The organism is Streptomyces sp. NPDC032472, assembly GCF_040636955.1.
GTDB lineage: Bacteria > Actinomycetota > Actinomycetes > Streptomycetales > Streptomycetaceae > Streptomyces.
On the sequence record NZ_JBEZVK010000031.1, the window covers coordinates 60,699 to 77,342 of the forward strand.

The window sequence follows — 16,644 nt, forward strand, 5'->3', positions numbered from 1 at the left end:
CAGCGGGGTGCCCCTTCGGGGCTGCGTGGGTCAGAGGCTGCGGGCGGTGATGTCGCCGTAGGAGGTGGTCGCGTGGAGCTTCAGGCTCGCGGCGTCGCCTTCGGTGTTGTTGAGCGAGTTGTGGATCCGGCCGTAGGAGGTGCCTGCGGCCAGGGAGGCGTTGACCCCGCGGGCGGCGCCGACGGAGATCTCGCCGTGCTCGGTGGTCAGGGTGACCGTGCCGGTCATGGCCTCGGCGATGTGGATGTCGCCCTTCTGGGTGCTGATGTGGGCGGGGCCGCCCAGGCGGCCGACCGAGACGTCGCCGTCGAGAAGGGCGAGGCGGGCGCTCGCGGTCTCGTCGAGCTTGACCGTGCCCTGTGCGCCCTCGAAGGCGACGTCGCCGAGCCGTCCGACGCCCTGGAACTCGCCGCTGGCCGTCTTCGCCTCGATGCGGGAGTCGGCGGGCAGCTGGACGACGACCTGGACGAATCCGGAGTTGCCGAGGATCTGGCTCTTCGGCGCGGGGACCGCGATCCGCAGGACGCCGTTGCCGTATTCGACCGTGGTCTGCTCCGCCGCCTGCACGTCGCGGCCCTTCGAGGCATCCGCGGGCAGGACCTCGACCGTGGTGTCGGCCCGGTCGGCGGCGATGAACCGGATGCTTCCCGCGGGGATGTCCAGGACGGCGGCGATCGGGGCGGGGGTGGCGAACTTCTGCATGACGCTCTCCTTGAGCTCGTTGTTTCCGATGAGGGAAAAGCTACGTTGCATTCATACATTCCTCAACACGATCACCGCAAGAAACCATCGTTTGCGCAGGTCTGTTGGGGGAAATCATTGCAGCGACTCTCGAAATTAACGCAACGACAGCCGCTTACTCGTTGCAATGAATTGAGGGTGAACGCTCAGGGATGCGAAGCGGCTGCACGTCAGGGTCCGGCGACCGTGGCGAACTGGTCCTGCGCACGAGCGGCTTCCCCCGCGACCGGAAGGTTGATCGGCATGCCCCCAGTACGCGGCGATCAGTCGGCCGCCGAGCAGCGGGCCGCCCGCCGTGCCCCCCACGCGGCGATCGTCTTGGGACTCTCGCCCTCGTCGAAGGAGGCGGACCCCTTCGACTACCGGCGTTCGAAGGCGCCGGCCGGCGGCACCCATTCGGCGAGCTGAACCACGACACCGTTGGGATCGGTGAGACGGAACAGCCGTTCACCCCAGGGCTCCGTCACGCACTCGACTCCGGCCGGCGAGTGACGCCCGATCAGGCGGGGCGCGTACCTTGCCGGTAGGCGATGCCGTGACCGCCGCCGAGGTCGAGCTCCGGCAGCACGGTCCCGTGGGTGTCGCGGCCAGACACTCACGATCCCCCGCACAGCGAACTGACCCGCCAAAAGACGACTTCTTAATCGGATGTCCGGCGCAGGACCAGGCAGACGAAGCCGAAGCTGTCCCGGTACCCGTGCAGCCAGTCGGAACGCGCGGCAGTGGCCGTCTCCAGTGCCTGGGCGCCGGCCGGATCGTCCTGGTGGTCCAGGGCCCATGAGGCGAGCGATCCCCAGCAGGCCCACTCGTACGCGTCCCGCTCCCCGCGTGTGCTGACGTGACCGTGGACGGGGGTCCACCCGTCGGCGACGACGCTGTCCACCGTGGTGGCCAGATCGGCGAGGTCGCCGAACATCTCGAGGGCCGCCGGCGACGGGGTGCGCTCCCAGAAGGACTCGCCGATCAGGACGCGGCCTCCGGGAGCCAGGTGCTTGCGGGCCGCCGCGAGGGTGGCGAGAAGACCGCCGAAGGCGTGCGTGGCGCCGACGCTGATCACCAGGTCGTACGGCTGGGGGGGGCTGAAGTCCGCGGCTTCCTGCCGGTGGAGGACCAGGCGCTCGTCCACCCCGAGCCTGCCTGCTGATCGGCGGGCCTGCGTCAAGGCGACTTCGGAGACGTCGACGCCCTCGGCATGGAGCTGCGGGCGGGTGGCCAGGGCGCGCAGCAACCACTCCGCTGTGCCGCATCCGAGGTCGAGGACGCGCTCGTCGCCTCGCGGGAGGGCGTGTTCGAGCAGTCGGCTGACCGAGTCGTCGTCGAGCGGAGACTTGATCGGGTGGTGGGTGTGGGCGATCGCGGAGATCTGTTCGCGGCTCAGTGGAGGCGCCGGCTTCGTGTCGAGGAGCAGGTCCGCGGCCGCCACTGTCCCGTCGAGGAGCAGGTCCGCGGCGACCGCCGTCCCGTCGGTGCGGATCGTGGCGGCGACGGCCTTCGCCCGTGCTTGCGTCTCGGGGGTCAGGGCGGTCCTGAGTGCGGCGGACAGGGTCTCGAAGGTCGGGGTGGGGCCGTCGTGTGCCGCGCCGATGCCCAGCTCGGCCACCCGGGCGGCCCAATGCGGCTGGTCCACGAACTGGGGCACCACCACCTGGGGTGCACCGGCTCGGGCTGCGGTGGTCGTGGTGCCCGCCCCGCCGTGGTGGACGACTGCCGCGACCCGACGGAATAGGGTCTGGTGGCTGACGTCGCCCACGGCGAAGCAGTCGTCCGAGGCGTCCACGAGGTCCAGGTCCGCCCAGCCGCGGGAGACGAGCACACGGCGGCCCTGCGCGCGGGCCGCCTCGACGGCTGTCCGGGCGATGTCGGTGGCGGCCTTCATGGGCATGCTGCCGAAGCCGACGTACACCGGTGGGGTGCCGGCGTCCAGGAACGCCTCCAGATCGGCGGGCAGGGGGCGGTCGTCGGGCAGGATCCACGCGCCGGTCTGCACGAGGTCGAGGTTCGTCAGCTGCTCCCACGGGCCCAGGACCGGGTCCGCCGCCAGCAATGGCCGGTCGGTGAAGACGTGGTCGCGGACGTTGTCCACTGGGGCGAGGCCGATCGCCTCGCGGTGGGCGTTGAGCGGCTCGCGGTAGAGGGCGTTGACCTTCTGGGCGTCCAGGTCCCACAGGGCCTGGTTGTCGGTCATGTCGTCCGGCGCGGGCGGGCCGGGCCGCGGCGGCGGCGGGTAGTGCGCGGAGGGCAGGTCGAACGGATGGAACCCTGCGTACACGTAGCGGATGCCCAGCTTCTCGGCCACCGAACGGGCGCCGGCCGGCATCAGTCCGCTCGCCACGAGCACGTCGCAGCCCTCGGCCGCCTTGCCGACCGTCTCGAAGTGCGCGGCGACCAGCTCGGCCGCGAACCCGGAGACGTCCGAGGGCGGCGCCCCCGTGACCAGCTCGCGCACGTCGCGCCCGAAGGGCACCAGTTCCGCGCCGACTCCCGCAAGCAGTTCAGCGAACTCGTCGTCCGGCGGGGCGCAGACGCGTACCTCCGCGCCGCGTTTCCGCAGCTGCGCCGCAAGTCCCGCGAGCGGCGCGATGTCGCCGCGCGATCCGTACGCCATCAACAGCACACGCATGGGCGTGATTTCTCTTTTCTCTGAGATGTGGGGTGTTCAGGTGGTGGGCAGGTCGAGTTGGTACTCGTGGGTGCTGCGGTGGAAGCGGAAGCCCAACTGCCGGTTGACGGCGAGCATATGGGTGTTGTCCTGGGCGTTGTCGGTCTCGATCTCCACGATTCCGGGGTGCTCGACGCGGAGCCTGCGCAGCATCTCCGCCTTGACCCACAGTCCGAGCCCGTGGCCGCGATGCGCGGGTACCACGACGGTGTCGTACTGCAGGGCCCGGTGGGTCTCCCCGGCCCGGATGACGATCTCGGTGTACCCGGCCATCTCGCCCTTGCCGAGCACAGCCGTCGTGAGCAGGACGTCACCGCGATCGGCGAGCACTTCGGCCATGGCCCGGACGCGGTCGGCGGTCCAGGTCTGGCTGCCGTAGTCCATGTCGCCCATGGGCATGTCGTTCATCGCGTTCTTGGCGGCGGCGAACGCCTCGGCCAGGGCGTCGGGTACGGTGCCGGTCCAGCTCGCCAGTTCGTAGCCGGGGTGCTCGGCGTCGGCCGCGGCATCGTCCGCCTGCGCGACGTCGAGCAGCAGGTGGTCCAGTGCCAGCACCCGCCGGAAGCCGCGTGCGGCGCAGAAGGCGTCACCTGGCCCGTTGCCGCCTACGGCCGCGATGAGGCTGCGGCGCTGATCGGCCTGTGCCGCCGCCACGGCCGTGGCGAGCAGGCGCGAGCCGACGCCCGAGCGCCGCCGGTCGGGAGCGACGTGCAGCTCCAGCTGGGACAGGTGGCTTTGACCGGGCGAGGTGAACAAGCGCAGCGCGGCCACGCCGACCACCGCACCGTCGCTCGCGGTGGCCTGCCAGAGCAGTCGGCGGTTGTCCCGCCCGGGGACGGTGAGCTGGGCGTGGATCTGGTCGAGCGTGGGGCGGGGTTCTTCCGGAAGATCGTGGGCCAGCGAAGCCGACACGACTGTGTGCCAGGCGGCGGCTGCTTCAGGAGAGACGTGGGTGAGCGGGGCGATGCTGATCATGTGGGGATCCTCGGTGTGGCGCACGAGCGGCCAGTCGATGTCGATACGGGCCGTCGTGGCGAGGTAGTTGGTGAAGACGTTGAGGGCGACATGGGCGACGACCTCGACGATCTGCCCGTCGGACAGGCCGGCGCGCCGGGCTGCGGCCAGCTGCTCGTTCGGGACGGCGCCGCGGTCGCGGACCATCGTCGCGGCCAGACCCAGGACGGCGGCGGCCCAGGGGTCGTCGGACGCGCCGCGGCGGGCGCGGGTGGTCTCGGCCGCACTCAGCCCGGCCGTCCTGGTCCCGCGGAACGCGTGCACGGACAGGCAGTAGTCGGACCGGTTCTCCTGCGCCACCAGCAGCGCGATGCGTTCGCGCAGGGAGGCCGGCAGGGCGCCCGCCGTACTCAGGGCGGTGAGGGCGCCCACGTACCCCTTCAGCACGGCGGGGCTGTTGGCCATCACCCTGGCCAGGTTGGGGATGACCCCGAGAGCCTGGTGCGTGGCCGTGAACAGGGCCGCGGCCTCGCCGGTCGCGGTCTCCGGTTCGACGGTGTGGAGTGCTGTCATGCGGATAACCCTGCCGGTTGATCTTGATACATTCCCGATGCTTCTTCTATGCACGCGCTGGTGACCCCGGGAGTAACGGCATGCGGTTCTCGATCCTCGGACCGGTGGAGGCCGTGGCTCCCGGATCCGATGCGCCCGCCTTGGCGCCCCGTCATCGCGCGGTGCTGGCCTATCTGCTGCTGCATGCGGGAGTGGCGATCAGTACGGATCGTCTGGTCGACGCGATGTGGGGGCCGCTGCCGCCGGATTCCGCCCGCGCGCAGATCCAGACCACGATCGCCGCGATCCGGCGGATGCTGCGTGCTTCGGGAGCCGACGGGATGCTGGCCACCCGGCCTGGCGGATACGTGATCACCCCCGAGCCGGGACAGCTCGACCTGGACGAGTTCACCAGCCTGATCGGCACGGCACCGGCCGCCTCCGACGACCCGGGAGACGCCGCGGACCGGATACGTTCCGGGCTGGCGCTGTGGCGGGGAGAGCCGCTGGCCGACATCACCGCCGACTACGTCCAGGGCGCCCGAGCGCGTCTCAACGGACAACTGCTCACCGCCGTCGAGCGCCTGGCCGAGCTGGAGCTGGCCCGGGGCCGGCACGAGGCCCTCATCGACGAGCTCTCCGTCCACGCGGCGGCGCACCCCCTGCGGGAGCGGCTGTGCTGTCAGCTGATGCTCGCGCTGCACCGCGCCGGGCGCCAGACCGACGCGTTGGAGGTGGCACGTACCTTCCGAGCGACCCTGGCCGAGCAGCAGGGACTGGACCCCGGCCACGCGTTCGGCAAGCTCGAACAGGACATCCTGCGGGACGCTCCCGATCTACGGCCGCCGGTCGCCGCGCCCCCGGCGAGGCCACAGGGGGTCAACTTCCTTCCGTACGACGTCCCGGACTTCACCGGTCGGGAGGGCGAGCTGGACGGGCTGATCCGCCTGTGGTCAGGCGACAACGGCGCTGTCGTGACGATTTCGGCGATCGACGGGATGGCTGGTGTCGGCAAGACGACCCTCGCGGTCCACGCGGGGCACCGCCTGGCGGACCGCTTCCCGGACGGGCAGCTCTTCGTCGACCTGCAGGCGCACACCGCCGGCCAGGCGCCGCTCGACGCCGGTGCCGCGCTCGAAGTCCTCCTCGGTCAACTCGGCGTGCCCGCAGCCCACATACCCGCGTCGGTCGCCGATCGCGCCGCGCTGTGGCGGGCCGAGCTCTCCGGCCGGCGCGTGCTGGCGGTCCTCGACAACGCCCTCGGCGCGGAGCAGGTACGCCCGTTGCTGCCCGGGGCCTCCCGCGCGCTCGTCCTGATCACCAGCCGCCGACGGCTGACCGACCTGGACGGGGCGCACGCCCTGTCCTTGGACGTGCTGCCTGCCGCGGACGCCATGGAGTTGTTTGCGTCGATCGTCGGCGAGCGAGCGGCCGCCGAACCGCTGGCCGTCCTCGATGTCCTGCAGTTGTGCGGGTTCCTGCCGCTGGCCGTCCGCATCGCCGCCGCCCGCCTGCACCATCGCCCCCGCTGGACCGTCGCCTACCTGGCCGGGCGGCTCCGCGACCAGCGCCGCAGACTCGCGGAGCTGGCCACCTCGGAGCGCGGAGTGGCGGCGGCGTTCACGCTGTCCTACCAGCAGCTGAGCGCGGATCAGCAGCGCATGTTCCGGCTCCTGGGGCTCCAGCCGGGCCGTGACATCGTCCCTGAGGCGGCCGCCGCGCTGGCCGACGTCTCCCTCGATGAGGCCGAGATACTCCTGGAAGACCTCCTGGACGCCCATGTCCTGGCCCAGCACCAGCTCGGCCGCTACACCTTCCACGACCTTCTGCGCGAGCACGCCCTCGCCACCGCGGCCGAACAGGAATCCCCCGACACCCGGCGCGAGGCCCTCGGCCGGGTGTTCCACCACTATCTCCACACCGCGAGCACGGCCATCGACCACCTCTACCCCGAGGGCAGGAACCGCAGGCCCCGCATCCCCGCGCCGGACAGCCCGGTCGCCAGTCCCCCGCAGGACGAGGCCGAGGCGATCACCTGGCTGGACAGCGAACGCGCGAACCTCATGGCAACCGCCCCGTACGCGGCCGAACACGACTGGCCCCTGCACACCAGCCAACTGGCCGCCACCTTGCACCGCTACCTGCTGGGCCACGCCCACCAGGCCGAGGCGTTGGCCCTCCACGGCTTGGCCCTCCAGGCCGGCCGCCGCAGCGGCGACACGGCTGCCGAAGCGCGCACCCTCATCGATCTCGGCGAGGTGCACTACTGGTGGCACGGCGACCACGAGCAGGCGGCCGAGCACTACCGCCAGGCCCTGGACCTCGCGCACGAGACCGGCGACCAGGGCGCCGCGGCCCGGGCCCTGCAGGGCCTCAGCACCGTCGCCCGGCGGCGGCGCGCGTACGACGAGGCTCACGACCACTGCACGCAGTCCCTCGTGCTCTTCCGCGAGCTCGGCGACCGCGCCGGCGAGGCCAGGTGCCTGACCGACCTCGGCCTCCTCCACGAACGCCGAGGACAGTACGAGGACGCCCACGAGCACCATCGGCAAGCGCTGCATGCCTACCGCGATGCGGGTTCCCGCATCGGCGAGACCATCGTCCTGAACAACCTCGGGCTCCTGTGCCAACAGCAGGGCCGCTACGAGGAGGCCCGGCGCCATCACAGCGATGCCCTGGAGCTGAGCCGCAGGTTCGACTTCCCCGGAGACGAGGCCGAGTCGCTCAACGCCCTCGCGGAGGCCGCCCGCTCCCTGGGCAACCTGGCCCAGGCCGCGGTCGAACACGACACCGCGCTGGCCCTCGCCCGCGAGTCCGGCTACCGGCCCGAGCAGGCCCGAGCCCACGACGGCCTGGCGCACATCCACCGCGACCTGGGGCACATCGCCCTCGCCCACGACCACGCCCGACACGCCCTCGACCTGTACACCGCCCTCGCCGTCCCCGAGGCCGAGGAGATCCGCACCTTCCTCACCGAGCTACCGCCGACCGAGGGCTGTCCCGGCGGCATGGGCGGCGGCGGTCACGGCGCGACGGGCTCCATCCAGACGTCCTGACCGGGGTCCCGGCCCTCGGCCACGGGCCTCGGGCGACGGGAGGCCGCTGCGGACCAGCCGCAGCAGCGTGCCCTTCCGGCTCCGCCGCGACCGGGCCGACCAAGGCCGGGTCGCGGGAGTGAACTGGCGTCCGCCCGCAGAGCCGGGCCAGACTTTCCGGACACGCCCCCGGGGACGCCGCCTAAAGCGTGTTGCAGAAGGCGGCGGAGCGGGCATTTCCCTTGTATGCGTGGGGTGTTGAGGGCTGAGCCGTTGTGGGTTGAGACGTTCACCGGCCTGCGGATGCGGCAGTTCGAACGGCTGGTGAAGGTCGTGCGTGAACGGGGTGGGAACGGGCCTGGTGGTGGCCGGCCGTGGTGCCTGCCGCTGGCGGACCGGGTGCTGCTCGTCGCCGTCTACTACCGCACGAACCTCACCATGCGGCAGCTCGCCCCGCTCTTCGGGGTCTCACCGGCGACGGTGTGCCGGGTGATCAAGCGGCTGCGGCCGCTGCTCGCGATCGAACCCGTTTCCCGTCCGGCCGACGCCCTCGAGCGGTTGTGGATCGTGGACGGCACCCTCATCCCGGTCCGCGACCGAAAGACCGGGGCGTCCTCACGCAACTACCGGTTCTCGGCGAACGTGCAGGTCATCATCGACGCGGACACGAAACTCGTGGTCGCTGCGGCCCGGCCGGTGCCGGGCACCACCGCGGACGCGAAGGCCTGGCGGGACTCCGGCCTGGCCACCGCGTGCGAGGGTGTGACCGTGCTGGCCGACGGCGCCTACATCAACACCGGCCTGGTCGTCCCGCACCGCAAACGCCCCGGCCGGGCCCTGCTGCCGGGCGAGGAGGAGGACAACGCCGAGCACCGGCGGGTGCGGGCCCGTGTCGAGCACGCCTTCGCCCGCATGAAGCACTACAAGATCCTCCGCGACTGCCGACAGCGCGGCAACGGCCTCCACCACGCGGTCCAGGCCGTCGCCCATATGCACAACCTCGCCCTCGCCGCATGACCAGACCGGCACCGAAACCAGACCCGACCTGCCCGGACGCAACCAGACGAGCAATGGTCGGTGCTGGAGCCGTTGTTGCCGGTTGCGGTGCTGGGCAGACCGTCGGTTGGCCGGAGGAGGCTGATCAACGGGATCCGGTGGCGGGTGCGGACCGGTGCTCCGTGGAGGGATCTGCCGTCGGAGTACGGGCCGTGGCAGACCGTCTATGAACTCTTCCGCCGCTGGCAGCGCGACGGCACGTGGCCTGCGCTGCTGACCGGGCTGCAGGCCCGGGCGGACGCGGCCGGGCTGATCACGTGGGAGGTCAACGTGGACTCCACGATCTGCCGGGCCCACCAACATGCCGCAGGTGCCCGCCGCGACGGACACGCTCAGAACGAGCCGCCGGGCGGCATCCATGTCGAGCCCGACGACCACGGCCTGGGCCGGTCCCGCGGCGGCTTCACCACGAAGATCCACCTGGCCTGCGAGCAAGGCCAGCGGCCGCTGTCCCTGCTGGTCACCGCAGGACAGCGTGGTGATAGCCTTCGAGCAGAGGCTGGGTCGCCATCTCGCCCCGCGTCGCCGCAGCCCTCCGCCGCCGGGCACGCTCGGCAGCCCGGACCTGCGGCGACCCCAGTGATCCGTTCGCGGGTCTGGTCTTCTGCCGACCCGAAGGCCGCCCGCTCGGACCGCACCTCGTGCTCGACCGGCTCCACCAGCTGTCCGAGGAAGCCGGCGTCCCCCGAGTCACCGTCCACGACCTGCGACACCTCGCCGCCACCATCACCATCACCGCCGGCGTCCCCCTCACCGTGGTCTCCAAGACGCTGCGGCACTCCACCCTGTCGACGACCGCGAACCTGTACAGCCACCTGACCCAACAGGCCGCGCACCAGGCCGTCGACACCATCGACCACGTCCTCAGCGGCGCCCAGCAGAAGGCCGACCGTACGGACCGGCCCGCGTGGCTGCGACCACCGCGCGACCACCTCCACCGCCTCCGCGAGGTCGTCGGCCGGCTCCGCTCCCCCACACCGCCCGCCTCCAGCGCTGCAGCCAATCAATCCCAGCCCGGGCGTGCGACCACACTGCGACCACCACGCTCCCGAACGCACGAAAGGCCGCCCTCTCATGGATGAGAGAACGGCCTCCGACCTGCGTTTCCGCACAGTCGGGACGACAGGATTTGAACCTGCGACCCCTTGACCCCCAGTCAAGTGCGCTACCAAGCTGCGCCACGTCCCGATGCCCGCTGACCTGGGGTTTCCCCCTTGCCGAACGCGCACGAGAACAATACCGCACTTCGCCGGGTGGTCGCGCGCAGGTTTCCCCGGAGGGTCGGCGCAGGCGGCTGTTGACCTCAATCGCGCTTGAGGTTGCATGATCCTTTCATGACACAGGCAACCGCGGAATCCGAGTTCCGCTACGAGGATCTGAACCGCCTCATGGCGCTCATGACCGGGGACGAGAAGCACGGGCCCGCGGCCACGTCCACGCTGGACGCACTGTGGGTGCTCTACGACCGCGTGCTGCGGGTCGGGCCGGGGACAGCCCAGGACCCCGGGCGGGACCGGTTCCTGCTCTCCAAGGGGCACGGGCCGATGGCGTACTACGCCGTGCTCGCCGCCAAGGGGTTCTTCCCCGTCGACTGGCTCAGCGGCTTCGGCTCGTACCACTCGCCGCTCGGACACCACCCCGACCGCCTCCTGATCCCGGGCGTGGAGATCGCCAGCGGATCGCTCGGGCACGGCCTGCCGCTCGCCGTCGGCAGTGCGCTCGGCCTGCGGGCCCAGGGGCTGACCGACCCGGCGGTGTGGGTGCTCATCGGGGACGCCGAGCTCGACGAGGGCAGCAACCACGAGGCGATCGCGTACGCGGGCTCGGCCGGCCTGGACCGGCTGCACACGCTGGTGATCGACAACGCCTCGGCGACCCACGGCTGGCAGGGCGGGATCGCCTCCCGCTTCGAGGCAGCCGGCTGGTCCGCGGTCACCGTGGACGGGCGCGACCACGCGGCACTGCACGCCGCCTACACGGCACCGCACCCGGGCCGGCCGCACGCCGTGGTCGCCCGCGTCGAGAAGAAGGCATGAGGGGGAGCGTCATGGACAACATGCGCGAGCGGTTCATCTCGGTCACGTCCCGGGAGCTCGACCGGGATCCCCGGCTGGCGCTGGTGCTCGCCGAGATCTCGATGGACGGGTTCCGGCCCGCCCAGCAGCGCCACCCGGAGCGCGTGATCAACGTCGGCATCCGCGAGCAGCTGCTGCTCGGCGTCGGCGGCGGCCTCGCCCTCACCGGGATGCGGCCCGTCTTGCACACCTTCGCCAGCTTCCTCGTGGAGCGGCCGTTCGAGCAGGTCAAGCTGGACTTCGGGCACCAGGGCACGGGCGGGGTCCTGGTCAGCGCGGCCGCCAGCTACGACTGGCCGGCCGGCGGGTTCACCCACATGGCGCCGGGCGACGTGGCCCTGCTGGACACCCTCGACGGCTGGACGGTCCACGTGCCGGGGCACCCGGACGAGGCCGAGGCGCTGCTGCGCCACGCGTACGCCGCCGGGGACGAGAAGGTGTACGTCCGGCTGTCGCTCCAGTCGAACGCCGCGCCGCAGCCCGTGGACGGCCTGCGGATGCGGACCGTACGGGAGGGGAGCCGGGGCGTGGTCGTCGCCGTCGGCCCGCTGCTCGACAACGTCCTCGCCGCGACCGAGGAGCTGGACGTGACGGTGCTGTACGCGAGCACCGTGCGGCCCTTCGACGACGCGGCGCTGCGCGCGGCCGTCGGTCGGGGCGCCGCCGACGTGGTCCTGGTCGAGCCCTACCTCGCCGGGACCTCCTCGCAGGCCGCCGCGCATGCCCTGGTCGAGGTGCCGCACCGCGTGCTCGGGCTCGGCGTGGGGCGGGCGGAGCTGCGCCGCTACGGCACCATCGACCAGCACACCGCGGCGCACGGCCTGGACCCGCGCGCGCTGCGCGAGCGGATCGGCACCTTCCTGCGGTGACCCCGCCCCGGGAGGGACCCCGCCCCGGGAGGACGCGTACCGCCCCTCCCGGGCCGCGGGCCGCCGGGCGGCCCGCGGCAGCGGCGCTCAGCCGGCCCGCAGGGTCTCCTCGCGCGCCTGAATGAGCTCCACGAGCTCCGCCGCGAGGGACTTCACCGCGGCCAGTCCCTGCAGGCCCCACCGGCGCGGTTCGAGGTCGACCACGCACACCGTGCCCAGCACCATCCCCCGCGCGTCGGTCAGCGGCGCCCCCGCGTACGAGCGGACCCCGCACTCGTCGACGACGGCGTTGCCGGCGAACCGGGCGAAGTCCCGGACGTCCTCCAGGACCAGCGCCCTCCTGCGCACCACCACGTGCGGGCAGTAGCCGTGGTCGCGGGGCAGCACCCGCGCCGGGTAGCCGCTCGCGGGGGCGTCCGGGGTGTGGTGCAGCCCGGCGAAGAACTGCCGTTCCTCGCCGACGAAGTTGACCCCCGCGTACGGCGCGTCCAGCGCGCCCGCGACCCGCCGGGCGAAGGCGTCGAGCTCCGGGTCCGCCCGCTCCCCCAGGCCCAGTTCGCGCAGCCGGACGGCGCGCGCGGGCGCCTCCCGGTCCACCGGCGTGAGCAACAGGTGTCCGGTCGACTCGTAGTACGTCATGGCCGTTCCCCCCAATCCGAGGACTTCGCTGAGTTGTCTGCCGCCGAGGCCGGCGTGGCCGACGCCGCCGTGAACAGCAGGTGGTTGACGAGGGCCGCCAGGGCCCCGTTGCCCGAGCTCGCCAGCCGCGCGTCGCACCGTACGACCGGCACCTCGGGCCCGAGCCCCACCGCGTCGCGGACCTCCTCGGCGCTGTAGCGGTGGCCGTCGTCGAACTCGTTGACGGCGACGATGAATCCGATCCCGCGCCGCTCGAAGAAGTCGACGGCCGGGAAGCAGTCGGCGAGCCGGCGCGTGTCGGCGAGGACCACCGCGCCGAGCGCGCCCACGCACAGCTCCTCCCACAGAAACCAGAAGCGCTGCTGGCCGGGCGTGCCGAAGAGGTAGAGGACGTGCCGCTCGTCCAGGGTGATCCGCCCGAAGTCGAGCGCCACGGTCGTGGCGGTCTTCCGCTCGACGCCGTCCAGCGGGTCGTCGGCCTCGCCGAACCCGCTGAGCAGCTCCTCCGTGCACAGGGGCTCGATCTCGCTCACCGCGCCCACGAAGGTCGTCTTGCCCGCCCCGAACCCGCCCGCAACCAGGATCTTGAGCGTCGCGGGCAGGGTGGCGGTGCGGGTGTCACAGTCGTCGGCGTAGGCCATCGAGCACCGCCCGGAGCAGGGAGAGGTCGTCTGCGGCCAAGGAGCCGCCGGGGAACCGCGGCGCCTGCGCCGTGACGGCCCCCGATTCCATCAGGTCGGACAGCAGCACCTTCACCACCACGGCCGGGAGCCGCAGTTGCCCGGCCACCTCGGCGACGGTGACGGCCGCGGCGCCCGCGCACAGCCGCAGGGCGAGGGTGTGCTCGGTGCCGAGGGCGGCGCGCGGCCGGACCCCCGTCGCGGTCACCAGGGACAGCAGGTCCAGGGCGACGGCGGGGCGGGTCCGGCCGCCGCTGGCCGTGTACGGGCGCATCACCCGGCCCGCCGAGTCGTCGAGCCAGGGCGTGGCGTCGCGCGGGGCTCCCCGGCCGGGTGCGGTGCGGGCCCGCATCACTCCGGAGCCCGGTCGCGGGCCGGCTCCCCGTCGAGGTCCCGGTGGAGGTCCCGGTCGGGGTCCCGGTCGGCGGCGACGGGGCGCCGCGGCGGGGCGGCCAGGTAGGGGCGGACGCTCTTGACCAGCATGGCCATCTCGTAGCCGAGCACGCCCGCATCGGCCTCCCGGTCCGCGAGGACCGCCAGACAGGTGCCGGATCCGGCGGCGGAGACGAAGACGAGCGCGCTGTCGAGCTCGACCACCACCTGCCGGACCTCGGCGCCGTCGCCGAAGCGGGATCCGGCGCTGCGGCCGAGGGAGTACAGGCCGGAGGCGAGCGCGGCGAGGTGGTCGGCGCTGTCGGCGTCGAGGCCGTGGCGGCAGGTGACCAGGCCGTCGGCGGTGAGGAGCACCGCGCTGCGGGTGTACGGGACCCGCTGGACCAGGCCGCTGAGCAGCCAGTCGAGGTCCGAGAGCCGGCTGGTCCGCGTTGCCGTTTCGCCGCCCATGGTGGTGCGCTCCTTGCTGGGGTGGGGGGTCGGAGGGGTCGGGGTGGTCGGGGTGGTCGGGGTCATGCCTCGTCCTCCGCGTGCGCGAGGCCGAAGCCGCGCCGGAAGGCGGCCATCAGGCCGGGGTCGTGGACGGGTTGGTCGGGCGTGCCGGCCCGCCGCGGGGCGGGGGCGTCGCGCAGTTCGGGCGCGAGGTGGGACTGGGCCCGCCGGCGGGGCAGGGGCGGCCGGTCGGGGTCCGTCCGCGCCGCCGGTACGGTCACGGGCAGCCGGTCGGGGGTGGGCCCCGGGTGGGCTGCCCCGCGGGGGGCGGGGGCCGACCGCGGTCCCGGTCCCGGATCCCGGCCGAGGTCCAGCCCGGCCCCGAGGTCCAGGGCGGCCCCCGGGACCGGGTCCCCGGCTGCCCCCAGGGCACCGGCGCCGCCGGGCCGGGACCCCCCGTCCCAGCCGGAGACCGGCGCGGCGTCCCGGCCGGGATCCGCCGCCGAGGCCCGCCCCGGGCTCCGTACGGAAGCGGGGTCCGCGTCCCCCGCGGGGCCGGACGCCTCCACCGGGCCCGGGGCGGCGGCCGGGGCGGCCCCCGTACCCCGGAAGTACAGCGACCAGGCGTCGGCCGCCCTGTCCCGGGCGGCTCCCCCGTCACGCGGGGCGCCGGCAGACCCGGCCGGGGGCGCTTCGGCCTCCGGCGGATTCCCCACCCCGCCCCTTCCCGAAACCGGGGCTCCGCCCCGGACCCCGGAGCCGGATGCCATCGCCCCGCTGCTGCCCGGCCCGGTATGCCGGACGGGCGCCTCGGCAGGACCGGACACGGCCGCACGCCCCGCGTCCCGAACGGACGCCGGACCGGCGTGCCGCCCGGCGGAGCCCTCGCGGAACCCGTCCACCGACGAAGCCGAGCGGTCCTCGGGCGCCTCGACGGGACCGGACACGGCCGCACGCCCCGCGTGCCGGACCGACACCGGACCGGCGTGCCGACCCGGGGCGCCCTCGCGGAACCCCTCTGCCGACGAAACCGAACGGGCCTGCGGCGCCGCGGGCGCCTCGGCGGGATCAGGAACCGCCGTACGCCCCGCGTCCCGGACCGGCGCCGGACCGGCGTGCCGCCCAGCAGCTGCCTCGCGGGACCCCTCCGCCGGCGAGGCCGGGCGGGCCTGCGGCGCCGCGGGGATCGACGTAGGCCGTGGCGTCGGCGGGGTCGACGGAATCGGCCGCGGCACGTTCACCCGGACCGGTTCCAGCGGTGGTGTGCCCGAGCCCTGGCCGGTCCCCCACGAGGTGGCGCGCGAGCCGTTCAGCGCGTCGGCGCCGCCGGGCGCCTGCGCACCGAGCAGGTCCTGCGGCAGGACGAGCACCGCGAGCACGCCGCCGTAGATGTTGGACTTGAGCTCGACGGCGATCCCGTGCCGCCGGGCCAGGGCGGAGACCACGAACAGCCCGATCCGCCCGTCCGCCAGCAGGTGCCGGACGCTGACCTGGTCGGGGTCGACGAGCAGGGAGTTCATCCGGTGCTGCTCGGCCGCCGGCATGCCGAGGCCGCGGTCCTCCACCTCGACCGCGATGCCCGCGGTGACCCGCTCGGCCCGCACCACCACGTCGGTGTCGGGGGCGGAGAACACCGTGGCGTTCTCGATGAGTTCGGCCAGCAGGTGCACGACGTCGGCGACGGCGTGGCCGCGTACGGTGCCCCCGGCGGGCGGCACGACCTTGACCCGGGTGTACTGCTCGACCTCCGCGACGGCCGAACGCAGCACCTCGCTCAGGTCGATGGGCCGGGTCCACTGGCGGCGCGAGGCGGCGCCGCCGAGGACAGCCAGGTTCTCGGCGTGGCGGCGGATCCGGGTGGCCAGGTGGTCGACGTGGAAGAGCTCCTTGAGGAGGTCGGGGTCCTCGACGGTGTCCTCCAGCTCGTCGAGCAGCGAGATCTCCCGGTGCACGAGGGACTGCAGGCGCCGGGCGAGGTTCACGAAGACCTCGACCTTGCGGTCGCTGTCGGAGGGGGCCGCGGGTCCTGCCAGCCGGACGAGGGTGGTGTGCGCCAGTTCGCGGGCGCCGCGCAACTCCTGGGAGAGCAGCCAGAACTCGTCGACCCGCTCGGGGTCGGTGCCGGGCGGCGGCGCGGTGGGTCCGCCGCGCACGGGCCGGGCGGGGGGCTCGCCGCGCTCCAGCCGGTCGGCGGCGGCGCGCAGCTCCTGGCGGCCGCGCACGCTGGAGCGGCGCAGGGCCTCGCACCGGTCCCGTACGGCCTTGGCGGAGCGCTGGGCTCCGAGCAGGGCGGCGGTCAGGGCGCCGACGACGAGCAGGGCGCAGCCGAAGAGGACCGGCCACAGGCGGGCGTCGCGGTGGCCCGCGCCGCCGCCGAGCTGGAGGGTGAAGATCACCGCGGCGGTTCCGCTGAGACCGGCGGCGAGGGTGGGCAGCACGGCGGCGCGCACCAGCTGGGGCCGTATCTGCCGCCCGGGACCGGTGGCGGCGTGTCTCGACGGGGCGTGGCGGGCAGCGCGGAGTCCGGACATCGGCGTCCTCTACGTGGGGCCCGGGCCA

14 protein-coding genes, 1 tRNA gene and 2 pseudogenes are annotated in these 16,644 nt (G+C 73.4%); 7 read left to right on the forward strand and 10 right to left on the reverse strand.

All coding sequences use genetic code 11. The features are described 5' to 3' along the window. Positions 1-30: 30 nt before the first annotated feature. The gene (locus AB0F11_RS21865; RefSeq protein ID WP_116165214.1) at positions 31-702 is read right to left on the reverse strand and encodes a DUF4097 family beta strand repeat-containing protein; all 672 of its coding nucleotides are present in this window, start codon (positions 700-702) and stop codon (positions 31-33) included. A gap of 282 nt (positions 703-984) precedes the next feature. On the opposite strand from AB0F11_RS21865, the gene AB0F11_RS21870 reads away from it, so the two are divergent. Further along, on the forward strand, positions 985-1,149 hold the full coding sequence (locus tag AB0F11_RS21870; RefSeq protein ID WP_177181577.1) for a hypothetical protein: 165 nt from the start codon (positions 985-987) through the stop codon (positions 1,147-1,149). Between the two features lie 232 nt (positions 1,150-1,381). On the opposite strand, the gene AB0F11_RS21875 is transcribed toward AB0F11_RS21870, so the two are convergent. The 3 genes and pseudogenes from AB0F11_RS21875 to AB0F11_RS21885 form a co-directional block, all read right to left on the reverse strand. Further along, positions 1,382-2,119, reverse strand: a complete 738-nt coding sequence (locus AB0F11_RS21875; RefSeq protein ID WP_362176249.1) for a class I SAM-dependent methyltransferase — start codon at positions 2,117-2,119, stop codon at positions 1,382-1,384. 51 nt (positions 2,120-2,170) lie between these two features. Further along, a pseudogene (locus AB0F11_RS21880) lies at positions 2,171-3,361 on the reverse strand (glycosyltransferase); the annotation flags it as partial. Between the two features lie 36 nt (positions 3,362-3,397). After that, a complete protein-coding gene (locus AB0F11_RS21885; protein ID WP_362176192.1) occupies positions 3,398-4,927 on the reverse strand; it encodes a GNAT family N-acetyltransferase in 1,530 nt (509 codons plus the stop codon). A gap of 80 nt (positions 4,928-5,007) precedes the next feature. Between AB0F11_RS21885 and AB0F11_RS21890 the strand changes: the two genes are divergently transcribed. The 4 genes and pseudogenes from AB0F11_RS21890 (at position 5,008) to AB0F11_RS21905 (ending at position 10,079) form a co-directional block, all read left to right on the forward strand. Beyond that, positions 5,008-7,962: a BTAD domain-containing putative transcriptional regulator gene (locus AB0F11_RS21890; RefSeq protein WP_116157895.1), complete on the forward strand. Its 2,955-nt coding sequence runs from the start codon at positions 5,008-5,010 to the stop codon at positions 7,960-7,962. A gap of 225 nt (positions 7,963-8,187) precedes the next feature. Beyond that, positions 8,188-8,958, forward strand: a complete 771-nt coding sequence (locus AB0F11_RS21895; protein WP_362176195.1) for a transposase family protein — start codon at positions 8,188-8,190, stop codon at positions 8,956-8,958. A 45-nt stretch (positions 8,959-9,003) separates the two neighbouring features. After that, a pseudogene (locus AB0F11_RS21900) lies at positions 9,004-9,468 on the forward strand (IS5 family transposase); the annotation flags it as partial. Positions 9,469-9,506: 38 nt separating this feature from the next. After that, positions 9,507-10,079, forward strand: a complete 573-nt coding sequence (locus AB0F11_RS21905) for a tyrosine-type recombinase/integrase (RefSeq protein WP_362176252.1) — start codon at positions 9,507-9,509, stop codon at positions 10,077-10,079. Between the two features lie 32 nt (positions 10,080-10,111). On the opposite strand, the gene AB0F11_RS21910 is transcribed toward AB0F11_RS21905, so the two are convergent. Beyond that, positions 10,112-10,185: transfer RNA gene (locus tag AB0F11_RS21910), tRNA-Pro, on the reverse strand. Between the two features lie 146 nt (positions 10,186-10,331). Here AB0F11_RS21910 and AB0F11_RS21915 point away from each other — a divergent pair. Further along, positions 10,332-11,033 (forward strand): transketolase, encoded by a 702-nt coding sequence (locus AB0F11_RS21915; protein WP_362176198.1) that lies wholly within the window; start codon positions 10,332-10,334, stop codon positions 11,031-11,033. An 11-nt stretch (positions 11,034-11,044) separates the two neighbouring features. Next, the gene (locus AB0F11_RS21920; RefSeq protein WP_362176255.1) at positions 11,045-11,941 is read left to right on the forward strand and encodes a transketolase C-terminal domain-containing protein; all 897 of its coding nucleotides are present in this window, start codon (positions 11,045-11,047) and stop codon (positions 11,939-11,941) included. Between the two features lie 87 nt (positions 11,942-12,028). Here AB0F11_RS21920 and AB0F11_RS21925 read toward each other — a convergent pair whose 3' ends face one another. From AB0F11_RS21925 to AB0F11_RS21945, 5 genes are all read right to left on the reverse strand, one after another. Beyond that, on the reverse strand, positions 12,029-12,580 hold the full coding sequence (locus AB0F11_RS21925; protein ID WP_362176201.1) for a GAF domain-containing protein: 552 nt from the start codon (positions 12,578-12,580) through the stop codon (positions 12,029-12,031). After that, complete coding sequence (locus AB0F11_RS21930; protein ID WP_362176204.1) at positions 12,577-13,221, reverse strand: ATP/GTP-binding protein; 645 nt, start codon at positions 13,219-13,221, stop codon at positions 12,577-12,579. The genes AB0F11_RS21925 and AB0F11_RS21930 overlap by 4 nt, the downstream gene beginning before the upstream one ends. Beyond that, entirely contained in the window at positions 13,199-13,612 is a 414-nt protein-coding gene (locus AB0F11_RS21935) for a DUF742 domain-containing protein (protein ID WP_362176207.1), read from the reverse strand. The genes AB0F11_RS21930 and AB0F11_RS21935 overlap by 23 nt, the downstream gene beginning before the upstream one ends. Continuing rightward, positions 13,612-14,103, reverse strand: coding sequence for a roadblock/LC7 domain-containing protein (locus AB0F11_RS21940; protein ID WP_362176258.1), 492 nt, complete (start codon positions 14,101-14,103; stop codon positions 13,612-13,614). Before AB0F11_RS21940 ends, AB0F11_RS21935 begins: the two co-directional genes overlap by 1 nt. 62 nt (positions 14,104-14,165) lie before the next feature. Next, positions 14,166-16,616, reverse strand: a complete 2,451-nt coding sequence (locus tag AB0F11_RS21945) for an ATP-binding protein (RefSeq protein WP_362176210.1) — start codon at positions 16,614-16,616, stop codon at positions 14,166-14,168. Between the last annotated feature and the right edge of the window lie 28 nt (positions 16,617-16,644).